This window comes from Mycobacterium sp. Aquia_216 (genome assembly GCF_026723865.1).
GTDB lineage: Bacteria > Actinomycetota > Actinomycetes > Mycobacteriales > Mycobacteriaceae > Mycobacterium.
The window spans coordinates 1501545-1520348 of sequence record NZ_CP113529.1; the positions used below are offsets into that span (position 1 = coordinate 1501545).

General features: G+C 64.7%; 11 protein-coding genes, 3 pseudogenes and 1 riboswitch. Of the genes and pseudogenes, 7 read left to right on the forward strand and 7 right to left on the reverse strand.

The features are described 5' to 3' along the window. Window positions 1-8 precede the first annotated feature (8 nt). Together OK015_RS07270 and OK015_RS07275 are read left to right on the forward strand one after the other, a co-directional pair. On the forward strand, window positions 9-854 hold the full coding sequence (locus OK015_RS07270) for a bifunctional methylenetetrahydrofolate dehydrogenase/methenyltetrahydrofolate cyclohydrolase (RefSeq protein WP_268130329.1): 846 nt from the start codon (window positions 9-11) through the stop codon (window positions 852-854). Then, window positions 851-1135, forward strand: a complete 285-nt coding sequence (locus OK015_RS07275) for a DUF3017 domain-containing protein (protein WP_442791217.1) — start codon at window positions 851-853, stop codon at window positions 1133-1135. Before OK015_RS07270 ends, OK015_RS07275 begins: the two co-directional genes overlap by 4 nt. On the opposite strand, the gene OK015_RS07280 is transcribed toward OK015_RS07275, so the two are convergent. Continuing rightward, on the reverse strand, window positions 1132-1647 hold the full coding sequence (locus tag OK015_RS07280) for a DUF732 domain-containing protein (protein WP_268130331.1): 516 nt from the start codon (window positions 1645-1647) through the stop codon (window positions 1132-1134). The two genes, OK015_RS07275 and OK015_RS07280, sit on opposite strands and share 4 nt — an antisense overlap. Window positions 1648-1940: 293 nt before the next feature. Here OK015_RS07280 and OK015_RS07285 point away from each other — a divergent pair, with 293 nt between their 5' ends. Next, on the forward strand, window positions 1941-3383 hold the full coding sequence (locus OK015_RS07285) for an FAD-dependent oxidoreductase (protein WP_268132508.1): 1443 nt from the start codon (window positions 1941-1943) through the stop codon (window positions 3381-3383). Window positions 3384-3599: 216 nt separating this feature from the next. Next, window positions 3600-4022 (forward strand): DUF222 domain-containing protein, encoded by a 423-nt coding sequence (locus OK015_RS07290; protein ID WP_442791218.1) that lies wholly within the window; start codon window positions 3600-3602, stop codon window positions 4020-4022. Between the two features lie 275 nt (window positions 4023-4297). On the opposite strand, the pseudogene OK015_RS07295 reads toward OK015_RS07290, so the two are convergent. From OK015_RS07295 to OK015_RS07305, 3 genes and pseudogenes are all read right to left on the reverse strand, one after another. Next, window positions 4298-5275 (reverse strand): annotated as a pseudogene (locus tag OK015_RS07295) (MFS transporter); the annotation flags it as partial. Between the two features lie 121 nt (window positions 5276-5396). After that, window positions 5397-6749 carry a PPE family protein gene (locus OK015_RS07300; protein ID WP_268130333.1) on the reverse strand — a complete coding sequence of 451 codons (1353 nt, stop codon included), beginning with the start codon at window positions 6747-6749 and terminating at the stop codon, window positions 5397-5399. Between the two features lie 70 nt (window positions 6750-6819). Continuing rightward, window positions 6820-8568: an NAD-binding protein gene (locus OK015_RS07305; protein WP_268130335.1), complete on the reverse strand. Its 1749-nt coding sequence runs from the start codon at window positions 8566-8568 to the stop codon at window positions 6820-6822. Between the two features lie 506 nt (window positions 8569-9074). On the opposite strand from OK015_RS07305, the pseudogene OK015_RS07310 reads away from it, so the two are divergent. Next, window positions 9075-10991: pseudogene (locus OK015_RS07310) on the forward strand (APC family permease); the annotation flags it as partial. Window positions 10992-11064: 73 nt separating this feature from the next. Next, a pseudogene (locus tag OK015_RS07315) lies at window positions 11065-13017 on the forward strand (APC family permease); the annotation flags it as partial. Between the two features lie 8 nt (window positions 13018-13025). Here OK015_RS07315 and OK015_RS07320 read toward each other — a convergent pair. From OK015_RS07320 to OK015_RS07330, 3 genes are read right to left on the reverse strand one after another with little or no spacing between them, the layout of a single operon-like run. Further along, the gene (locus tag OK015_RS07320) at window positions 13026-13760 is read right to left on the reverse strand and encodes a class I SAM-dependent methyltransferase (protein ID WP_268130339.1); all 735 of its coding nucleotides are present in this window, start codon (window positions 13758-13760) and stop codon (window positions 13026-13028) included. After that, window positions 13757-14896: a homoserine O-acetyltransferase MetX gene (metX, locus tag OK015_RS07325; protein WP_268130341.1), complete on the reverse strand. Its 1140-nt coding sequence runs from the start codon at window positions 14894-14896 to the stop codon at window positions 13757-13759. Before metX ends, OK015_RS07320 begins: the two co-directional genes overlap by 4 nt. Window positions 14897-14908: 12 nt before the next feature. Beyond that, window positions 14909-16276, reverse strand: a complete 1368-nt coding sequence (locus OK015_RS07330) for a bifunctional o-acetylhomoserine/o-acetylserine sulfhydrylase (RefSeq protein WP_268130343.1) — start codon at window positions 16274-16276, stop codon at window positions 14909-14911. 38 nt (window positions 16277-16314) lie between these two features. After that, window positions 16315-16436, reverse strand: a riboswitch (SAM riboswitch). Between the two features lie 128 nt (window positions 16437-16564). Between OK015_RS07330 and OK015_RS07335 the strand changes: the two genes are divergently transcribed. Beyond that, complete coding sequence (locus OK015_RS07335; RefSeq protein WP_268130345.1) at window positions 16565-18802, forward strand: NADP-dependent isocitrate dehydrogenase; 2238 nt, start codon at window positions 16565-16567, stop codon at window positions 18800-18802. The last annotated feature ends 2 nt before the right edge of the window (window positions 18803-18804 follow it).

An 18804-nucleotide genomic window follows, 5' to 3' on the forward strand; every position in this document is an offset into this window, starting at 1 on the left:
TGTGAGACGTGGGCGCAATCACACTGGACGGCAAGGCCACCCGCGACGAGATCTTCGTCGACCTCAAGGAACGGGTGGCGGCACTGACCGCGGCGGGGCGCACGCCCGGGCTGGCTACGATCCTGGTCGGCGACGATCCTGGCTCCCAGGCGTACGTGCGCGGCAAGCATTCCGACTGCGCGAAGGTCGGCATCACCTCGATACGCCGCGATCTGCCCGCCGACATCTCGACGGCCAAGCTGAACGAAACGATCGACGAGCTGAACGCCAACCCCGAGTGCACCGGTTACATCGTGCAGTTGCCGCTGCCCAAGCATCTCGACGAAAACGCCGCGCTGGAGCGCATCGACCCTGCCAAAGATGCCGACGGCCTGCACCCGACCAACCTGGGCCGGCTGGTGCTCAACAACCCGGCCCCGCTGCCGTGCACCCCGCGCGGCATCGTGCACCTGCTGCGCCGCTACGACGTCGAGATCGCCGGTGCGCACGTGGTCGTCATCGGGCGCGGTGTCACGGTGGGTCGCCCATTGGGACTGCTGCTGACGCGCCGCTCCGAGAACGCGACAGTGACGTTGTGCCACACCGGAACTCGTGACCTGCCGGCGCTGACCAGGCAGGCCGACATCATCGTCGCCGCCGTCGGTGTGCCCCACCTGCTGACCGCCGACATGGTGCGCCCTGGCGCCGCGGTGCTCGACGTGGGCGTCAGCCGGGTGGACGGCAAACTGGCCGGCGACGTGCATCCCGACGTCTGGGAGGTCGCCGGGCATGTGTCGCCGAATCCCGGCGGCATCGGCCCGTTGACCCGGGCCTTCCTGCTGACGAACGTCGTAGAGCTGGCCGAGCGGCAATGAGTCTGGCGAAGACCGCAGCGAAAGCTCAGTGGCCTATCTTGCTGGTCGGACTGATCTTCGCGATGGCTTTTGCGTTGGTGGGGACCAACTTCTGGCGTCGCGGTTCCCTGCTGCTCGGTATCGCCGTCGGCGTCGCGGCGGTGCTGCGGTTGGCGCTGTCCGATGATCGCGCGGGCCTATTGGTGGTGCGCAGCAAGGGTATTGACTTCATGACCACCGCGACGGTCGGGGCCGCGATGGTCTATATCGCCTGGACCATCGATCCGCTTGGTACGGGCTAGATCCCCGGGCCCGTAATTTGGGGCAGGTTGGGCATCGCCCCGCCCGGCATGTTCGGCATGACCCGGCCCGGCATGTTGGGCATCATGCCGTTGGGCGTGTTGGGCATGGCCCCGCCCGGCATGTTGGGCATATTGCCGTTGGCCAGGTTTGCCAACGCCTGTGGGCAGTACGTCTGAATCGCGATCGTGGTGAACGTCCGAGCCATCGCCGGTGACATGCCCTGGCGCCTGATGCTCGAGACGGCCCCGGCGAAGCTGCCGCCGGGCTGGGCCAGCATCGGGCAGATGGATTCCCCCACTGCCATCGCGTTCCCGGGCTGGCCGAAGTCGACGCCGGCGTGGTTCAGCGCGTCGATGAAGTCGTCGTCTTGGTGCGCATCCGCCTCTGCCGGCGGCGCCCCAAAGGCCGCGGCGACCGTGAGCAGGCCGGCCACCGCGGCCAGCAAGCGGATAGTCAGGGGTTGATGGCGAAACGTCCAGACCCAACCATGCGCAGCAGCAACTGCTTTCATGACAGCTTCCCCATCTGTCGCGGAGTGCTCTGAAGGCACTCGAATCACACTAGGAAGACTGATCCATGGCGGTCACGTTTGCGACACGGGGAGATCAAGGTTTGCACACTATGCGTTTCATGAGGGCGACGCATCTGAGACATCGGTTATTACGCGGGAACCGTCACGGGCGAAGGCGGATCGCGTCCTTGGCAATCGAGGCCACACTGTGATCCGACACGTGCCACCACGTCGGTCTCTTCAGTGAGAAATGGTTAAGAATCCGGCCTATGACGACGAATCGCAGCCGTCCGCTGGATCACGGGATCTCGCGCCAGACGTTTCTTCGCGGCGCCGTTTCGATGTTGGCGACGGGCGCGGTGTTTGGGACCGCACGGGCTGCCGCAGACCCCGGCGCCGCTACCGCCGGCTGGAATGGCTTGGCATCCACCATCGGTGGCAGTGTTCTGCTGCCGGCGAGCGGAGCCCAATTCTCGTCGAGCAAGCAGGTATTCAACTCGTTCTACAACAACTCCAAGCCGGCGGCCGTCGTCACCGTGTCGTCACAAGCCGACGTGCAAAAGGCGGTCGCCTTCGCCACGGCCAACAAGCTCAAGATCGCACCGCGTGGCGGTGGGCATTCCTACGCCGGCGCGTCGAGCGCCAACGGAACGATGGTGCTCGACCTACGCGGACTTCCGGGCGGGGTGAACCTTGACGGCGGCAATGTCACGGCCACGTCGGCGACGAATCTGTGGGCGGTGCACCAAGCCTGCGCCAGCGCCGGTCGCGGCGTCCCGACGGGCAGTTGCCCGACCGTCGGTGTCGCCGGGCTGACGCTCGGCGGGGGGATAGGGGCCGATTCCCGGCACGCCGGCCTGGCGTGCGACGCGCTGCAGTCGGCGACAGTGGTGCTTCCGAGCGGCGACGTGGTGACCGCGTCCGCCAGCGATCATCCGGATCTGTTCTGGGCACTTCGCGGCGGCGGTGGCGGTAATTTCGGGGTGACGACGTCGATGACCTTCGCGACCTTCCCGACCGGCGACACCGACGTCATTCGGCTTGAATTCGCCCCGTCGTCGGCGATCCAGGTGCTTGTCGGCTGGCAGAGCTGGCTGAGCAGCGCCGACCGAAATGCTTGGGCCATGGTCGATCTCGCGGTCGGCGGGAACCAGCCCGACTGCCATATCCTGGCGACCTGTCCCGCCGGTGGTGCCGCCGGGGTGACCGACGCGATCAAGGCCGCGGTCGGTTTGCAGCCCAGCGCGGTGACCAACAAGACGATGAACCGCATGGATCTGGTGACGTATCTGGCGGGTGGCAGCTCGACATCGCCGCCGCGGGGCTTCGTGGCCGGATCCGACGTGATCCCGACGGTGAATTCTGCTGCGGCCCACGCCATTGCCACCGCGATCGGACAATGGCCCGCCTCCGCTGGGCAGGCTTCGCTGCTGGTGGATCCACTAGGTGGCGCGATCGCCGATGTGGCTCCGGGAGATTCGGCATTCCCGTGGCGCAAGCACTCGGCGGTGCTGCAGTGGTACGTCGAGCCCGCCGCCAACCAGGTTGCCGCCGCCACGCAGTGGCTGGGCTCTGCTCACAAAGCGGTACAACAGTTTTCGGTCGGCGGATACGTCAACTACCTGGAACCCAACAGCGCGGCGTTGCGCTACTTCGGCTCGAATCTGTCGCAACTGACCTCCGTGCGGCAGAAGTACGACCCCAACCAGATCATGTTCTCCGGCCTCAAATTCTGAGCACCGGCGCCTTTGGCGGAGTTGAGCCTGGTGGCTTTTGCCCGGCTCCGAGCGACAATACTGCTGCCACATTCATTTCGAAACCCCTTGTTTCACTTATATTCAGTGATCTCTGGGCATCGGTTTCTGTCGGTGGGTTGGTCTAGTTTCGAGGTATGAGTTCAGGTGTTGTCACGGATCGCCAGGCGCTGTTCGACGCGCTCGATACCACGTTGGATGCCGTGGTGGGGATGGACTGTGAGACCGCGCCGACTCAGGAGTGCTTCGCATTGCTGGAGCGCTACGAGACGCTGCGACGACGCCTACCGCCGGCGTTGGCGGCCACCGCTGCCGCGAAGCCACCGCCGAGGAAAAGGTGTCGAACACGGCGCGGTGATCCGGCGCTTCTATCACCGGTTGCCCGGCTGGGCCGATGCCGACACCCGCGCGCACGCCGAAGCCGACCTGGCCCGCCAGGCGTCGCAGTACCAGCCCGACCAGTTGATCGTCCTGGCCGAGCGCCTCGCCGACTGCCTCAACCCCGACGGCAACTTCACCGACGACGACGACCGCGCCCACCGCCGCGGTGTAACCCTGGGCAACCAACAAGCCGCCGTCAGCAGCTCGGAAGCCATCGCCGTTGCGGCATCGCGCGGATAGGTACGGCGCGCCAGGCATATCAGCAGCCCCGCCGCGACGATCGGCATGACCAGCATGATGAGGAAGGTGTCGCCCAACGCGCTCGGGCTGCTGCCCAGTGCCGTGGACACCGCGCCGAACGCCACCGGCGCCAAGCCCGTCGATACCGAGACCAGGGTGCTGCGCAGCGCCTCGGCCGTGCCCCACAGCCGCGAGTCCACGATGTCCAGCCTTGCCGCGTTGAGGGGCGGGTTGACTCCGCCCAACGCGACCCCGGCGAAAAACGCGAATGCCAGCGCCAGCGGCAGGTCCTCCGCGAGCAGCGTGGGAAGCATCAAGACCGCGGCTGCAAGAAAAGCCGCCCCGCCCACCACAATTCGTGCGCTGACGTAACCGCGGTCGGTCAGCCAGTCGGCGAGACGTCCGGTGCTGAGCACGCCGGTCAGCGCTCCGACGCCGAGGACGGCGATCAGCATCGTCGCCGGCGACTGGCCGATATGAAACCGGCCGCACAGCAATGCGACCCCGAAGGTGCTCAACCCGGTGGAGAAGAAGTAGCCGAACGAGGACGCCGCGATCAGAACGACATTGGTACGGATCGAGAGCAGCCAGCGCAGGTCCCGCCAGACCGAGCGACGCCGCGCATTCTCCACGCTGCCGCGCAACGGTTCGCGCAGCAGCGTCGCCACGGCGATGCTGAGTAGCAGCCCCACCACGGCCAGCCAACCGAAACCCAGCCGCCAGCTGACCGCACCCAGTTCGCCCGCGACCAGCAGCCCGATCGCCGTACACGTCCCTTCGCCGGCGAGCACCAGCCCGTACACCCGACCGCGCTCGGCCGGCCTGAAGTAATCACCGACCAGCGAGGCGACCACGGGTCCGGAGACCGCGATCCCGGCGCCCAGGCCCACCCGGCAGGCCAGCAGGCACCCGTAGTTGGGACTGGCCGCGCTCAACGCCATGGCGACCGAACACGCCAGCAGCGCTATCCACAGCAGGCGAACTCGCGCGGTGCGATCGGCGAGCGGCCCGGCCAGCAGCGTGGCCAAAGCACCCACACCTGTCGACACGGTGACCAGCAGCCCGACCTGAATGTTGTTGATGTGAAATGACTGTGTGAGCGGGACAACGAGGGCTCCCACGGTGCCGGCATCGGCGCTTTGCAGCCCCACCGCCAAAGCGAGCAGCACGATCGGCTTCCAACGCGGGGGATCCGCGGTCCGCGCGGCTGGATACTCCTGTACCGCGGAGGCGTACTCTGCGGCCGTCGGCACGAGGTCAAGATACCCTGCGGGACAGCACTTTTAGCTGCGAGAACGGAGCGATTCGGCTCCCTTGCCAGACGTTAAGATTCAATTCCATTGCTGGATGTCGCCGGTCGACGGTGCATTAACGTCAAAGCCCGAGCAGGCGATTTCGCTGCTCGATGAATTGCTGGTCGGTCAACAGGCCTTCGTCGCGCAGCCTGGCGAAGTCACGGATTTCGGCCGCGATTCCCGTCACCACGGTGCGTGGCTCGCCCCCGGCGACAGTGTCTTCATCCCCGACCTTCGGGGCTGCCGCGCTAACTGCCTGAATTTCCACCGCATTCTTGGCGCGTTGCTCACGATCGCGGGCGCCGAAGCCATCGCGAATGGCACGTCCGGCCGTGCCGGCCAGGGCCATCTCTCCGAACGAGCTCTCCAAACTGGGCGCCATCGCCTGCGGTGCGAAGCCCGCCGGCAACGCCGGCAAGGCCAGCGCGATCGGGCGCACCGCCGGCGTCGCCGCGGCCCAGGTGGGCGGTACCGACAGCGATCCGACGGTATTCGCCTCACCCAATCCCGCGGCCACCCTCGTCGAAATAAGGTTCGCGGCGCCCCCCGGCGCCGATGATGGCACGGTCTCCGCAACGGCCGCCGACGGAACCCCCGTGGCGTCCCAGCCGCTGACAATGTCGTCGGTGTGCAAACCGGTTTGAGCGCCGACGAGGTCGATCGGCAGCGATATCGCCCCCATCGGGGACATCGGGGCGTCCAAGCCGTACGCAATGACGTCGGCGCCCACGTCCAGCACATCCAAAGGTGACAATGATTCGGATGAACCGCCGGTCAGAAATTCACTCAGTTGCGCCGGCACTGCCGAAAGAGATTGCGACGCTTGCGATACTGTGCCCTGCGTATTCCCCGCCGCCAGTTGGCCGGCCTGCTCGAGGGCGCTCGCCTGGCTCGCCGAGCCACTTTGATTCGTCGTCTGCTGCGGTGCGCCGAACGGCGTGAGCTGCATGGCCGAAGCCGTCGAGCCCGAGTAGGCGGACATCGCGGTGGCATCCTGCGCCCACATCTCGCTGTACTGGGCCTCGGTGGCCGCGATCGCCGGGGTGTTCTGCCCCAACACGTTCGTGGCAATCAACGACATCAGCTGGGTGCGGTTGGCCGCAACCTCCGGCGGCGGGACGGTCGCGGCGAACGCTGCCTCGTACGCGGCGATGACCACCCTGGCCTGACTGGCCGTCTGTTCGGCCTGCGCGGCGGTGCGGCTCAGCCACGTCACATACGAAGATGCGGCGGCTGCCATCGACACGGAGGACGGCCCTAGCCACGGTCCCGCGGTGAGCCCGGACACCACCGATTCATAGGAGTTGGCCGTCGAATGCAGTTCTGCCGCCAGCGTTTCCCAGGCCTCGGCAGCCGCGAGCATGGGTCCCGAACCGGGCCCGGCGTACATGCGAGCGGAATTGACTTCCGGCGGTAAGGTCGCGAAGTCCATCACATGCCAGGCCTATTCGAAAACAATATGGATGCCCCCTTAGGAATACAGTCGATCAGTCTGTATCTGCCTATGCAGACTGGCGTTTGACTTCGTAGTCCCCATCATTGGCGGCGGCTGACTGCTGCCCCTTACGCAGGGTTGCCAGCAGTTCCCGGTACGGGCCGACGAGGTACACGGTGTCTCCCGCGCTGAGCCGCGCATCGCGGCGCGGGTGCAGATTGGCCGGGGCATCCTCCCGGGTAATCGCAATGACACGGGTCTGCGTCGACAACTCGAACATCTGCATCCCGTCGAGCTCGCTGTCGGCCTGCACATGCATTCCGCCAACCAAGAAAGACCGGCTCCCCACCGAAAAAGTCCCCAGCACTTGCAGACCCATGGCGGCACCGATGAACCACGGCGCGGCCAGTTCAACGGTCGATCGAACATTCTCGAAACCGAACCGCTGCGCGACCGCGGATCCGAGGTCGTGGTCGTAGACACGCAGCACCACCGGGACCCCACCCCACCGGTTGCCGGCCGGTCCCTCGTCAGAGCTCAACATCTCGCGAAGCACGATCCCGGTCTCGATGTTGACCATGTCGTCGCGGGTCAACACGGCCACCGCACGGGCGGTTTCAACCCGGGCCGCTTCCAGCGTTTGTCGTAAAGTGGCGTCCCCGAAGATAACTGGTACGTCGAGTTCGGCCATCGTCGACAAGAATGGGTTACCCTGGTCGCGTTCGATCACCGCCACGTCGTATCCTTCCGAGGTCAGATCGCTGACGACCCGGATGCCGAGCGCGCTGAGCCCGACGACGATGACGTGGTTGCGCAGGTGCCGTGCCCGTGGGCGTCCGGATGACCAGACGAACCGGCGTGACAGCATCACGTCGGCGACGAAGGCGACCAGTAGCGCGGTGGTGGTCACGCCACCCAACATCAAAATGGCGGCGTATATCCGCAGCCATGTCGGCTGGCTGGCGAAGCTGAAGTCACCGTAGCCCGTCGTGGTGATCGTCTCGTTGGTGAAATAGAAAGCGTCGACCCACGACATTCCCGGATGTGTGTAGGAGAAGTGCAGCAACGTCGTCGAGCCGATGATCAGAATCCCCAGGGCGGCTATCACCGGATAGAACGCCGGGTTGACTTCACTGGATAGGGCGCGCGCGGCGACGAGCAGGCGTCGCGGCCGAGACTGGCGGGAACGCGTTCTGGTCTGGCGTGGGGCCTTGATGCCGCAGGCGGCCACCTCGTCGGTGGTGCCGATCATCGCCGTCCAGTCGCCCGCATTGACCCGCATATCGCGTCCCGGGCATACCAGCACCTCGCCGGGGTTAAAAGTATTTTCGCCCTTGACAATTGCAACTGGGGCGAGGTCACCGTAGATCTCGCGCAGGGTTGCATCGTATGGTGCCTCGGCGCCGAAGACGACGAACTGCATCCCGGCCGCCTCGAAGGGGTGCGTGGTGCGCGCAAGGCACGCCTCGACGACTGCGGGCGCCGCCAGGTCGGCGACGCCAAGGATCGCACTCGGCCCGTCGTCGGCGGCGACTGCTTCCCGCAACACATCGTTGGCCAGGCGGGCGACGACGCGAATGTCGGGGTTCGCCTTTCGCGCCAGCAGTGCGATCTCGAGGTTCGTCGCGTCGTCGATTCCAGCGCAGACGACAGCCGACGCGTGCCCCACACCGGCAGCTGCGAGTTCGGTCTTGACGCGAGCGCCGGCGAGTTCAGAATCGAGGAGCTTGGCAACGCTTGCGCCCGCTCTTTCCAGCTCCTCGATGATCGTCGTCGCCAGCGCGTCATCACCGCTGACGATGACGCACTGGTCCATAGGATTCGACCCCTTCACGAATTCTTGGTCTGGACTGAATTACTCCAGAAGATTCTGGCGATCGTAACAGCCAATGAATCACTGTGAGCAGCAGTAAAATTCGCTGTCCGTTTCCTGGGATATCTCTCAGGAACTTAAATATGCTGTACCGCAACGTATTTAACAGAAAATATGCCGAGTGGCGGGCGGTTGCGACAGCTGTCCGCATTTCCGGCGAGGAGCCCTCGCTAGTAGGTGGCTCATCTCACAGTAATCTTGGCGAGCACCTGCGTTGTTGCTCAAATGCCTGCGGATTCTGGCCTCTCCGTTACCCGTCGGACTTTCTTTGTTACGCCGAGATAACAAACTGCGAATGTGCTGCCAGTATCCCTGGCAACATTCTGTGTCTTTACGGACTTTCCCGTTCCATGACGCTCATCGGGGACGAGACACGGCATGTTGGAGGCGCTAGGCTTTCGCCGGTATTCAAGCATCGGGGGTAAGGAATATGGCCTGTGGCAACACCTTTGGCTGACGAACAGAGAGCGTGGTCGTCATTCTCTGACGTGTGCAAACGCAGCTTCCTCGGAAAGCCGTTAATCAACGACCAGCTGCAGCACGAGAGATTGTCGAATCCGGTTGCACTGGGTGTCCTTTCGCCGGATGCGATTTCCTCGACCGCTTACGGTTCCGAACAGATCATGATCGAGCTGTTGCCGGCGGCCGGCATGGCCGCGTTTGCGTTGTTGCTTCCGATCACCGGCGTCATCTTGTTGATCCTGGTGTTGGTGTCCGCATCGTATCGCCAGGTAGTCATGGTTTATACGCGGTCGGGCGGATCGTACGTGGTCGCGCGGGAAAACTTTGGCCCGCGGGTGGCTCAGGTCGCCGCGGCCGCGCTGCTGATCGACTACGTCGTCACCGTCGCAGTGCAATGCGCTGCCGGGACAGTCGCCGTCGTCTCGGCGTTACCGGCGCTGGGGCCCTTCAGCCTGGAGATCACGGTCGGCGTCGTGCTGTTGATGTGCTTCGCGAACTTGCGTGGATTACGCGAAGCCGGCGTTCGATTCGCCGTGCCCACCTACGCCTTCGCGGGCATGGTGTCGCTGACGATCGTCGTGGGGGCTGTTCGCGAATTCCTGGGCAACCTGCCGATCTACGATCCGCAACATATGGCCGGCGTGGTGCCGGTGCACCAGGGCAGCGGGTTGGTGATGGGGGCGACGGTGCTGATCGTGTTGCGCGCGTTCGCAAACGGCGGCTCGTCCCTGACCGGCGTGGAGGCCATCTCCAACACGGTCAACAGCCTGCGCAAACCCGAAGGCATCAATGCCCGCCGGGTGATGACGGTAATGGCCTGCATTCTCGGGTTCTTGCTGGCGGGAGTGGCATGGCTGACGCACGTGACACATGCCGCGCCGTACGTCGACGGCTATCCGTCGATGCTTTCCGAAATCGCATCGGCGGTCTTCGGAGACGGCATGATCGGGCATGTTCTGTACTTCTTGTTGCAGGCATCGACTGCGGCGATTCTCTACACCGGTGGTAATACCAGTTTCAACGGGTTTCCCGCTTTGGCGAGTTTCGTTGCCGAGGATCGGTTTATGCCGCGTCCGCTTATGAAACGCGGTCACCGACTGGTGTTTTCCAACGGAATCATCACCCTTACCGCACTGGCGGTGGCGCTGCTCGTCGTCACCGGCGGCTCGGTCGACGCTCTGGTGCCGTTCTACGCGATCGGCGTCTTCACCGGATTCTCAATGGCCGGCTACGGCATGACCAAGCACTACCTGACCAAGCGCGGCCCCGGGTGGCGGCGCAAGCTGATGGTCAATCTGTCGGCGGGGATCTTGTCGACGGTCGTGGTGGGAATCTTCGCGGTGGCTAAGTTCACCGAGGGGGCTTGGCTTATCGTCGTGGTCTTTCCCCTCCTGGTGTTCGCGTTGATGAGGCTCAACCAGAAATACCGCGCCGAGGCCTCCGTTCTGGAGATGTCGCACACGGAAAGCCCCGTGCTGTCTCGATACACCCGACATCGCGTCATGGTTTTCGTCGACTCCGTCGATCTCGCCGAAATCGAGGCGCTGCGGTATGCGAACGGACTGCATGCCGACGAGTTGACGGCGGTGCACTTCATGCTCGATGCCGCGAGCGCTGAGCGGCTCCGGATGCGTTGGGAGCGGTTCGAACACCACACAGCGCTGCGTCTGGTCGACTGTCAAGACCGTCACTTGGCCAGGGCCGCACATAAATTGGTGTTGTCGGTGCTTGAATACCACCCAGATACCAAGGTGACTGTGCTGTTGCCGCGCCGGACCTATTCAGCGTGGGTAGGGCGGCTGTTGCATGATCGCACCGCGGACAAGATCGCCCGTGCGGTCAGCCGCATTCCGGGGGCGACTGCCCAGATCGTGCCCTACGACATCGAGTCGCGGATCGCGGAAGTGACTCGCGCCGGGTAGCAGCATAGACACATCTCAAGCTATTTCGTTGAAAGCCCCGAAGAAGGGATGCGTTGTGACGACGTCGACTGCGGCGATTCCACTGTCGTTCTCCGATAGGTGTAAGCGAATCTTCCTCGGTGAACCCTTGACCACGGATCAGTTAGATGCCGAACGGTTGTCCAATCATGTTGCGCTCGGGGCACTTTCCCCTGACGCGATCTCTTCGACCGCCTATGGTCCTGAACAGATCATGATCGAACTGCTTCCCGCAGCCGGGATGGCCGCATTCGCGTTGCTGCTTCCGATCACCGGTGTGATTCTGGTGATTCTGGCGTTGGTGTCCGCGTCGTACCGCCAGGTCGTCATGACCTACGCGCGATCGGGGGGTGCGTACACGGTCGCGCGGGAAAACTTCGGTCCCCGGGTTGCCCAGGTCGCCGCGGCAGCGCTGCTGATCGACTACGTGGTCACGGTGGCCGTGCAACCTGCGGCCGCGACCGTGGCGGTCGTCTCGGCGGTTCCCGTCCTACGCCCCTACCACCTGGAAATCACGCTGGCCGCGGTGGTCCTCATCTGTATTGTCAACCTGCGTGGTTTGCGACGCTCCGGCCGGGCATTTGCGATCACCACCTACGCCTTCGTCGCGATGATCATCGTGACGATCCTGACCGGCTTCGTTCGTGAAATCATCTGGGGATTACCGAAATACGATCCTCATCACATCGCGGGTGCAGTGCCGGTTCACCACGGTGGTGGGCTGGTGATGGGAGCGACAGTCCTGGTTGTGTTGCGCGCGTTCGCCAACGGCGGCGCCTCGTTGACCGGCATCGAGGCGATTTCCAACAGCGTCGACACATTGCAGAAGCCCCAAGGTGTCAACGCCCGCCGGATCATCACCGTGATGGCGTGCATCCTCGGCTTCTTGCTGGCGGGAGTCGCCTGGCTGGCGCATGTCACGCACGCGGTGCCTTACCTCGACGAATATCCGTCAATGTTGTCCGAGATCGCCCACGCGGTGTTCGGCAACGGGGTGATCGGCCACATCCTGTACCTGCTGGTGCAGGCGTCTACCGCGGCGATCTTGTTCACGGGTTGCAACACCAGTTTCAATGGCTTTCCCGCCTTGGCCAGTTTTGTTGCCGAGGACCGTTTCCTGCCCCGCCCGCTTACCAAGCGGGGTCATCGGCTGGTCTTCTCCAACGGCATCCTGGTCCTTGCGGGGCTGGCTCTGACGCTCCTCGTCATCACCGAAGCCAAGGTGAGCCACCTGGTGCCATTCTTCGCGATCGGGGTGTTCACCGGATTCTCGATGGCCGGCTACGGCATGGCCAAATACCATCTGACGCAACGAGGACGAGCCTGGCGGTCCAAGTTCGTCGTGAACGTGTCGGCGGGCATCTTGTCGACGGTCGTGGTGGGAATCTTCGCGGTCGCCAAGTTCACCGAAGGGGCCTGGCTGGTCGTCGTCGTCTTCCCGCTGCTGGTGTTCGCCTTGATGCGGCTCAACAAGAAGTACCGTGCCGAGGCTTCCGTCCTGGAGATGTCGCATGGGGCAGACATCGACATTGATCGGCATCCGCGACTTCAGGTCCTGGTGTTCGTCGATTCGGTCGACCTCGCCGAGGTCGAGGCGTTGCGGCTTGGATACGGCCTGCATGCCGACGAGCTCACGGCCGTGCATTTCGTGATCGACATCGATCATGCGACGCGGCTGCGGGAGCGCTGGGACCGCTATGAACACGACACACCGATGTGGCTGATCAACTGCCCGGATCGGCACTTGAGTCGGGCCGCACACGAATTGGTCTGCCGGGTGCTTACTGATCACCCCGACAGCAAGGTGACGGTGTTGTTGCCGCGCCGAACCTATTCGCCGCTACTGGGCCGATTGCTGCACGACCGGACCGCGGACAAGATGGCCCGCGCCGTCAGCCGCATCCGGGACGCGACCGCCATCATCGTGCCCTACGATATCGAGTCCCGGATAGCGCGGATTGCCCCCGACGGCCTCGAGTCGCAGGCCGCATCGGCGCGTCAACCGGCCAGCGCCGCCCGGATGCACACGGTGACGTAGGGCATCGCCAGGCCGGTCGAATTCGCCAGCGCCGGGTGGGTGGCCAGCAACTCGCGCACCTGGTCGAGGGTTTGCGTGCGGACGTCGGCCGGCGAAGTGATGCAGTAGCTGCGCGAGGCGACCAGATCGATCAACGCTTGCGGCGTCAGGTAATTGGTCCACTCGACTTGATGGCGCTGGCGTTCGCCGAACGGTGGCGGCAGCGCCACGTCGAACCGGCGGCCGTCGCCATCGCTGCCGATGATCTGACCGAGCTCCCGAACCCAGCCGAGCCGTTCGTCGCGGGTGTTCCACACCAGGCCCAGCCGGCCGCCGGGCCGCAACACGCGTGCCACCTCGGGAATCGCTCGTTCCGGATCCACCCAGTGCCACGCCTGGGCAACCAGCACGGCGTCAACGCTGTTGTCTTCCAGCGGAATATCTTCGGCTGTGCCCAGCAGCGCGTGAGTCTCCGGCAGCGATGCGCTCAGCACTTCGAGCATGTCCGGAATCGGGTCCACGGCCACCACGTCGAGGCCACGTTCCACCAGCCGGGTGGTCAGCTTGCCGGTGCCCGCACCGAGGTCGAGTACCTTGCGGGCGCCTCTCGGCAACAGCCAGTCGATCGCCTCCGGCGGATAGGAGGGGCGTCCACGCTCATAGGCTGCGGCCGCCGAACCGAACGACAGCGAGCGGTCGTGCTGAGAGCGGGTCACTGTCGACACGCACCTTCGTTCGCGGCCAAATCCAATGTCGCGCGGATCAATTCGCCCACCGCCTCGGTCTCCACCAGAAAGCCGTCATGCCCGCAGATGGATTCGACAACCGCCAGCCCAGTGCAGCCCGGCAGTAACTCGGCCAGCTCCCGCTGCAAACGGAGCGGATAAAGCCGGTCGGAGTCGATGCCCCCGACCACCGCCGGCACCGGGCACCTGCGCAACGCCTTGTCCACCCCGCCGCGGCCGCGGCCGACGTCGTGGCTGTTCAGCGTCTCGGTCAGGATCACGTAACTGCCGGCGTCAAAACGGGCCACGATCTTGTCGCCCTGGTGTTCCAGGTAGCTCTGCACCGCGTACCGCCCGCCGTCGGACGGGTCCTCGTCGCTCTGGCTGTCGTTGGCGAACCTGTTGTCGAGCTCGAGCTCGCCACGGTAGGTCAGATGCGCGAAGCGGCGGGCGATGGCCAGTCCGGCCTCCGGGGTGCGCCCGGTGTCGTGGTAGTCGCCGCCCTGCCAATTCGGGTCGGCCTTGATGGCCGCGATCTGGGTGGTCTGGGTGCCGATCTGGTCGGCGGTGGCACGCGCCCCGACGGCCAGCAGTAGTCCGGCCCGAACCCGCTCGGGGTGTCCGACCATCCATTCCAAAGCCCGTGCGCCGCCCATGGATCCGCCGACGACGGCGGCGACCTGATGGATGCCCAGTGCGTCCAGCGCGGCAATGTCCGCCTCCACCTGGTCGCGCACGGTGATCAGCGGAAACCGGGAGCCCCATGGCTTTCCGTCTCGGGCAAGCGAACTCGGCCCGGTGGAGCCACGGCAGCCGCCCAGCACATTGGTGGCCACCGCGCACCAGCGGTTGGTGTCGATCGGTGCCCCCGGCCCCGCGATTCCGTCCCACCAGCCGGGCGTGGGATGCCCCGGGCCGGCCGGGCCGGTGATGTGGGAATCGCCGGTGAGAGCGTGCAGTACCACCACGACGTTGTCGCGCGTCGGCGACAGCTCGCCCCAGCGCTGCACGGCGATACAGACATTGTCGATTACCGCGCCGCTTTCGGTGGTCAGCGAGCCGATGTCGACCAAGCCGACCTCGCCTTCGGCGGGCAGCGTTTGCGTGGGCACGTCGGAGATCGTCATGTCCAGAGTCCCTCAGAAGGCTGCCACGGCCTGCGGATCGCCACTGGCGCCGGCGGACGTGCCGAATTTCCGAGCTGCGGCGAACCCGAGCTCGAGGTCGGCCAGGATGTCGTCGATGTTCTCGATGCCGACGGCCAGCCGCACCAGTCCCGGCGTGACGCCGGTGCTCAGCTGCTCGGCCGGGCTGAGCTGAGCGTGGGTCGTCGACGCCGGGTGAATCACCAGCGAACGCACGTCGCCGATGTTGGCGACGTGGCTGTGCAGTTGCAGCGCGTTCACGAATGCCTTGCCGGCTTCGACGCCACCGGCCAGCTCGAACGCCAGTACGGCACCGGTTCCCTTGGGCGCCAGCTTCTTTCCAAGCTCGTACCACGGCGAGCTGGGCAGTCCCGCGTAATTGACCGACTGCACGCCATCGTGACCCTCGAGGAATTCCGCGACACGTTGCGCGTTGGCGACGTGGCGCTCGATCCGCAGGCTCAGCGTCTCCAGGCCCTGGGCTACCAGGAACGCATTGAACGGCGAGGCCGCCGAACCAAAGTCGCGCAGCAATTGCACGCGCGCCTTCAGCGCGAACGCCGGCGGCCCCAGCTCGGCGAACACCACGCCGTGGTAGCTCGGGTCGGGTGTGGTGAACCCGGGGAAGCGGCCCTGCGTCCAGTCGAAGGTGCCGCCGTCGACGATCACCCCGGCGATCGCGGAGCCGTGGCCGCCCAGGTATTTGGTGGCGGAGTGCACCACGATGTCGGCGCCCTGCGTGAACGGCTGGATCAGGTACGGCGTGGCAATGGTGTTGTCGACGATCAGCGGAACACCGTTGGCGTGCGCCACCCCGGCGACTCCCGGGGTGTCCAGGATGTCGATCTGCGGGTTGGAGATCGTCTCGGCGAAGAAGGCCTTGGTGTTGGGCCGTACGGCCGCCTGCCACGAATCGAGATCGTCGGGATCCTCGACGAAGCTGACCTCGATACCGAGCTTGGCCAGCGAATAGTGGAACAGGTTGTAGGTGCCGCCATAGAGGCGCGGGCTGGACACGATGTGATCCCCGACACCCGCGAGGTTCAATATGGCGAATGTCTCAGCGGCCTGTCCGGAGCTCAGGAACAGTGCGGCGACGCCGCCCTCGAGCGCCGCGATCCGCTGTTCGACGACATCGGTGGTCGGGTTCCCGATGCGGGTGTAGATGTTGCCCGGGACCTCGAGCCCGAACAGGGCCGCGGCGTGGGTGGTGTCGTCAAAGACGTACGACGTGGTCTGGTAGATCGGCAGGGCACGCGCGTTGGTGGCCGGGTCGGGCTGCTGACCGGCGTGAACCTGCTTGGTTTCGAACGACCAATGCGCGGTCGGATCCGTTTCGGAATCGTTGTTGTCGGAGCTCACCCTACGTTTCCCTGTCTACTCAGGGGCCCGTCATGGCGGACCCGCGCTTGCCGGATAGCCGGTGCTATGGCTACTCAACCTGGTCATCACCCGGGGCACCCCACCGCGGTTGGAGGGTTGCCGGCCAGCAAGCCGGGGCTTGATGCTGGCGCTCATGACCAATTCGAAGACTATCTTACTGTGCCGACTCCGTGCCAATGGCAGGTCGACACCTGCTCAAACACCCTTGATAACGTGGCAACGACAACGCTGAGCCCCCCAAAAATCTGATCGGGAGAGGGACCGTCCGTGAGCGCAGAGAAGCCGACCGTCATCTACACGCTGACCGACGAGGCGCCGTTGCTGGCGACCTACGCGTTCTTGCCCATCGTGCGCGCGTTCGCCGAGCCGGCGGGCATCGAGATCAAGACCAGTGATATTTCCGTGGCCGCCCGGATCCTCGCCGAGTTCCCCGAGGATCTGACCGAGGAGCAGCGGGTTCCGGACAACCTGGCGGAACTGGGCCGGCTGACGAAGCTGGCCGACACCAACATCATCAAGCTGCCGAACATCAGCGCGTCGGTGCCCCAACTGGTCGCTGCCGTCAAGGAACTGCAAGGCAAGGGCTTCAAAATTCCGGACTATCCGCAGAGTCCGAAGACCGACGAGGACTTCGAAATTCGCGAGCGCTATGCGAAATGTCTCGGCAGTGCGGTCAACCCGGTACTGCGACAAGGCAACTCGGACCGCCGCGCACCCAACGCCGTCAAGGAGTACGCGCGCAAGCATCCCCACAGCATGGGGGAGTGGTCTCAGGCGTCGCGCACCCACGTCGCGACCATGAAGCACGGCGACTTCTACCACGGCGAGAAGTCGTTGACGCTGGATCGCGGGCGCAGCGTGAAGATGGAGCTGGAGACCACGAGCGGCGAGAAGATCGTGCTCAAGCCCACGGTGTCGCTGCGCGACGGCGACGTCATCGACAGCATGTTCATGAGCAAGAAGGCGCTCTGCGAGTTCTACGAAGCGGAGATCGACGACGCCTACAAGACCGGCGTGATGTTCTCGCTGCACGTCAAGGCGACGATGATGAAGGTCTCCCATCCGATCGTCTTCGGCCACGCCGTGAAGGTCTTCTACAAGGACGCGTTCGACAAGCATCAGGCGCTGTTCGACGAACTCGGCGTCAACGTCAACAACGGATTGGTCGACCTCTACAACAAGATCGAGTCGCTGCCCGCGACGCAGCACGACGAGATCATCCGTGACCTGCATGCCTGCCACGAACACCGTCCCGAGCTGGCCATGGTCGATTCGGCCAAGGGCATCAGCAACTTTCACTCGCCCAGCGACGTGATCGTGGATGCGTCCATGCCGGCGATGATCCGTGCCGGCGGCAAGATGTACGGCGCCGACGGGCGGCCGAAGGACACCAAGGCCGTGAATCCGGAGTCGACCTTTGCCCGCATCTACCAAGAGATCATCAACTTCTGTAAGACCCACGGGCAATTCGATCCGACCACGATGGGCACCGTCCCCAACGTCGGGCTGATGGCGCAGCAGGCCGAGGAGTACGGCTCGCACGACAAGACGTTCGAGATTCCCGAGGACGGCGTCGCCAACATCGTCGACCTCGACACCGGGGATGTGCTGCTGACCCAAAACGTCGAAGCCGGTGACATCTGGCGCATGCCCATCGTCCGGGACGAGCCGATCCGCGACTGGGTCAAGCTGGCCGTCACCCGGGCGCGCAACTCGGGCATGCCGGTGGTGTTCTGGCTGGACCAGGAGCGCCCGCACGAGAACGAATTGCGCAAGAAGGTCAACACCTACCTGGCCGACCACGACACCGAGGGCCTCGACATCTCGATCATGTCGCAGGAACGCGCCATGCGGCACACGATCGAGCGCGCGATGCGCGGGCAGGACACCATCGCCGCGACCGGAAACATCCTGCGCGACTACCTCACCGACCTGTTCCCGATCCTGGAGCTGGGCACCAGCGCCAAGATGCTGTCCATCGTGCCGTTGATGGCCGGCGGTGGAATGTACGAAACCGGAGCGGGCGGTTCGGCGCCCAAGCACGTCCACCAACTCGTCGAAGAGAATCACCTGCGCTGGGATTCCCTCGGTGAATTCCTTGCTCTCGGAGCGTGTTTCGAAGACCTCGCGATCAAGACCGACAACGAGCGCGCCAAGATACTGGCCAAGACGCTGGATGCCGCGATCGGTAAGCTGTTGGACAACAACAAGGGGCCGTCGCGCAAGACCGGTGAACTCGACAACCGGGGCAGCCAGTTCTATCTGGCGCTGTACTGGGCCCAGGAGCTCGGTGCACAGACCGACGACGAAGAGCTGCGCAAGCACTTTGCGGCACTGGCCGATTCGTTGAGCGAGAACGAGGACACCATCGTGGCCGAAATGGCCGAGGTGCAGGGCGAGACGGTCGACATCGGCGGCTACTATCAGCCGGACACCGAGAAGACGACTGCAGTGATGCGGCCGAGCAAGACGTTCAATGAAGCGCTAGCGGCTTCGCAAGGCTGACG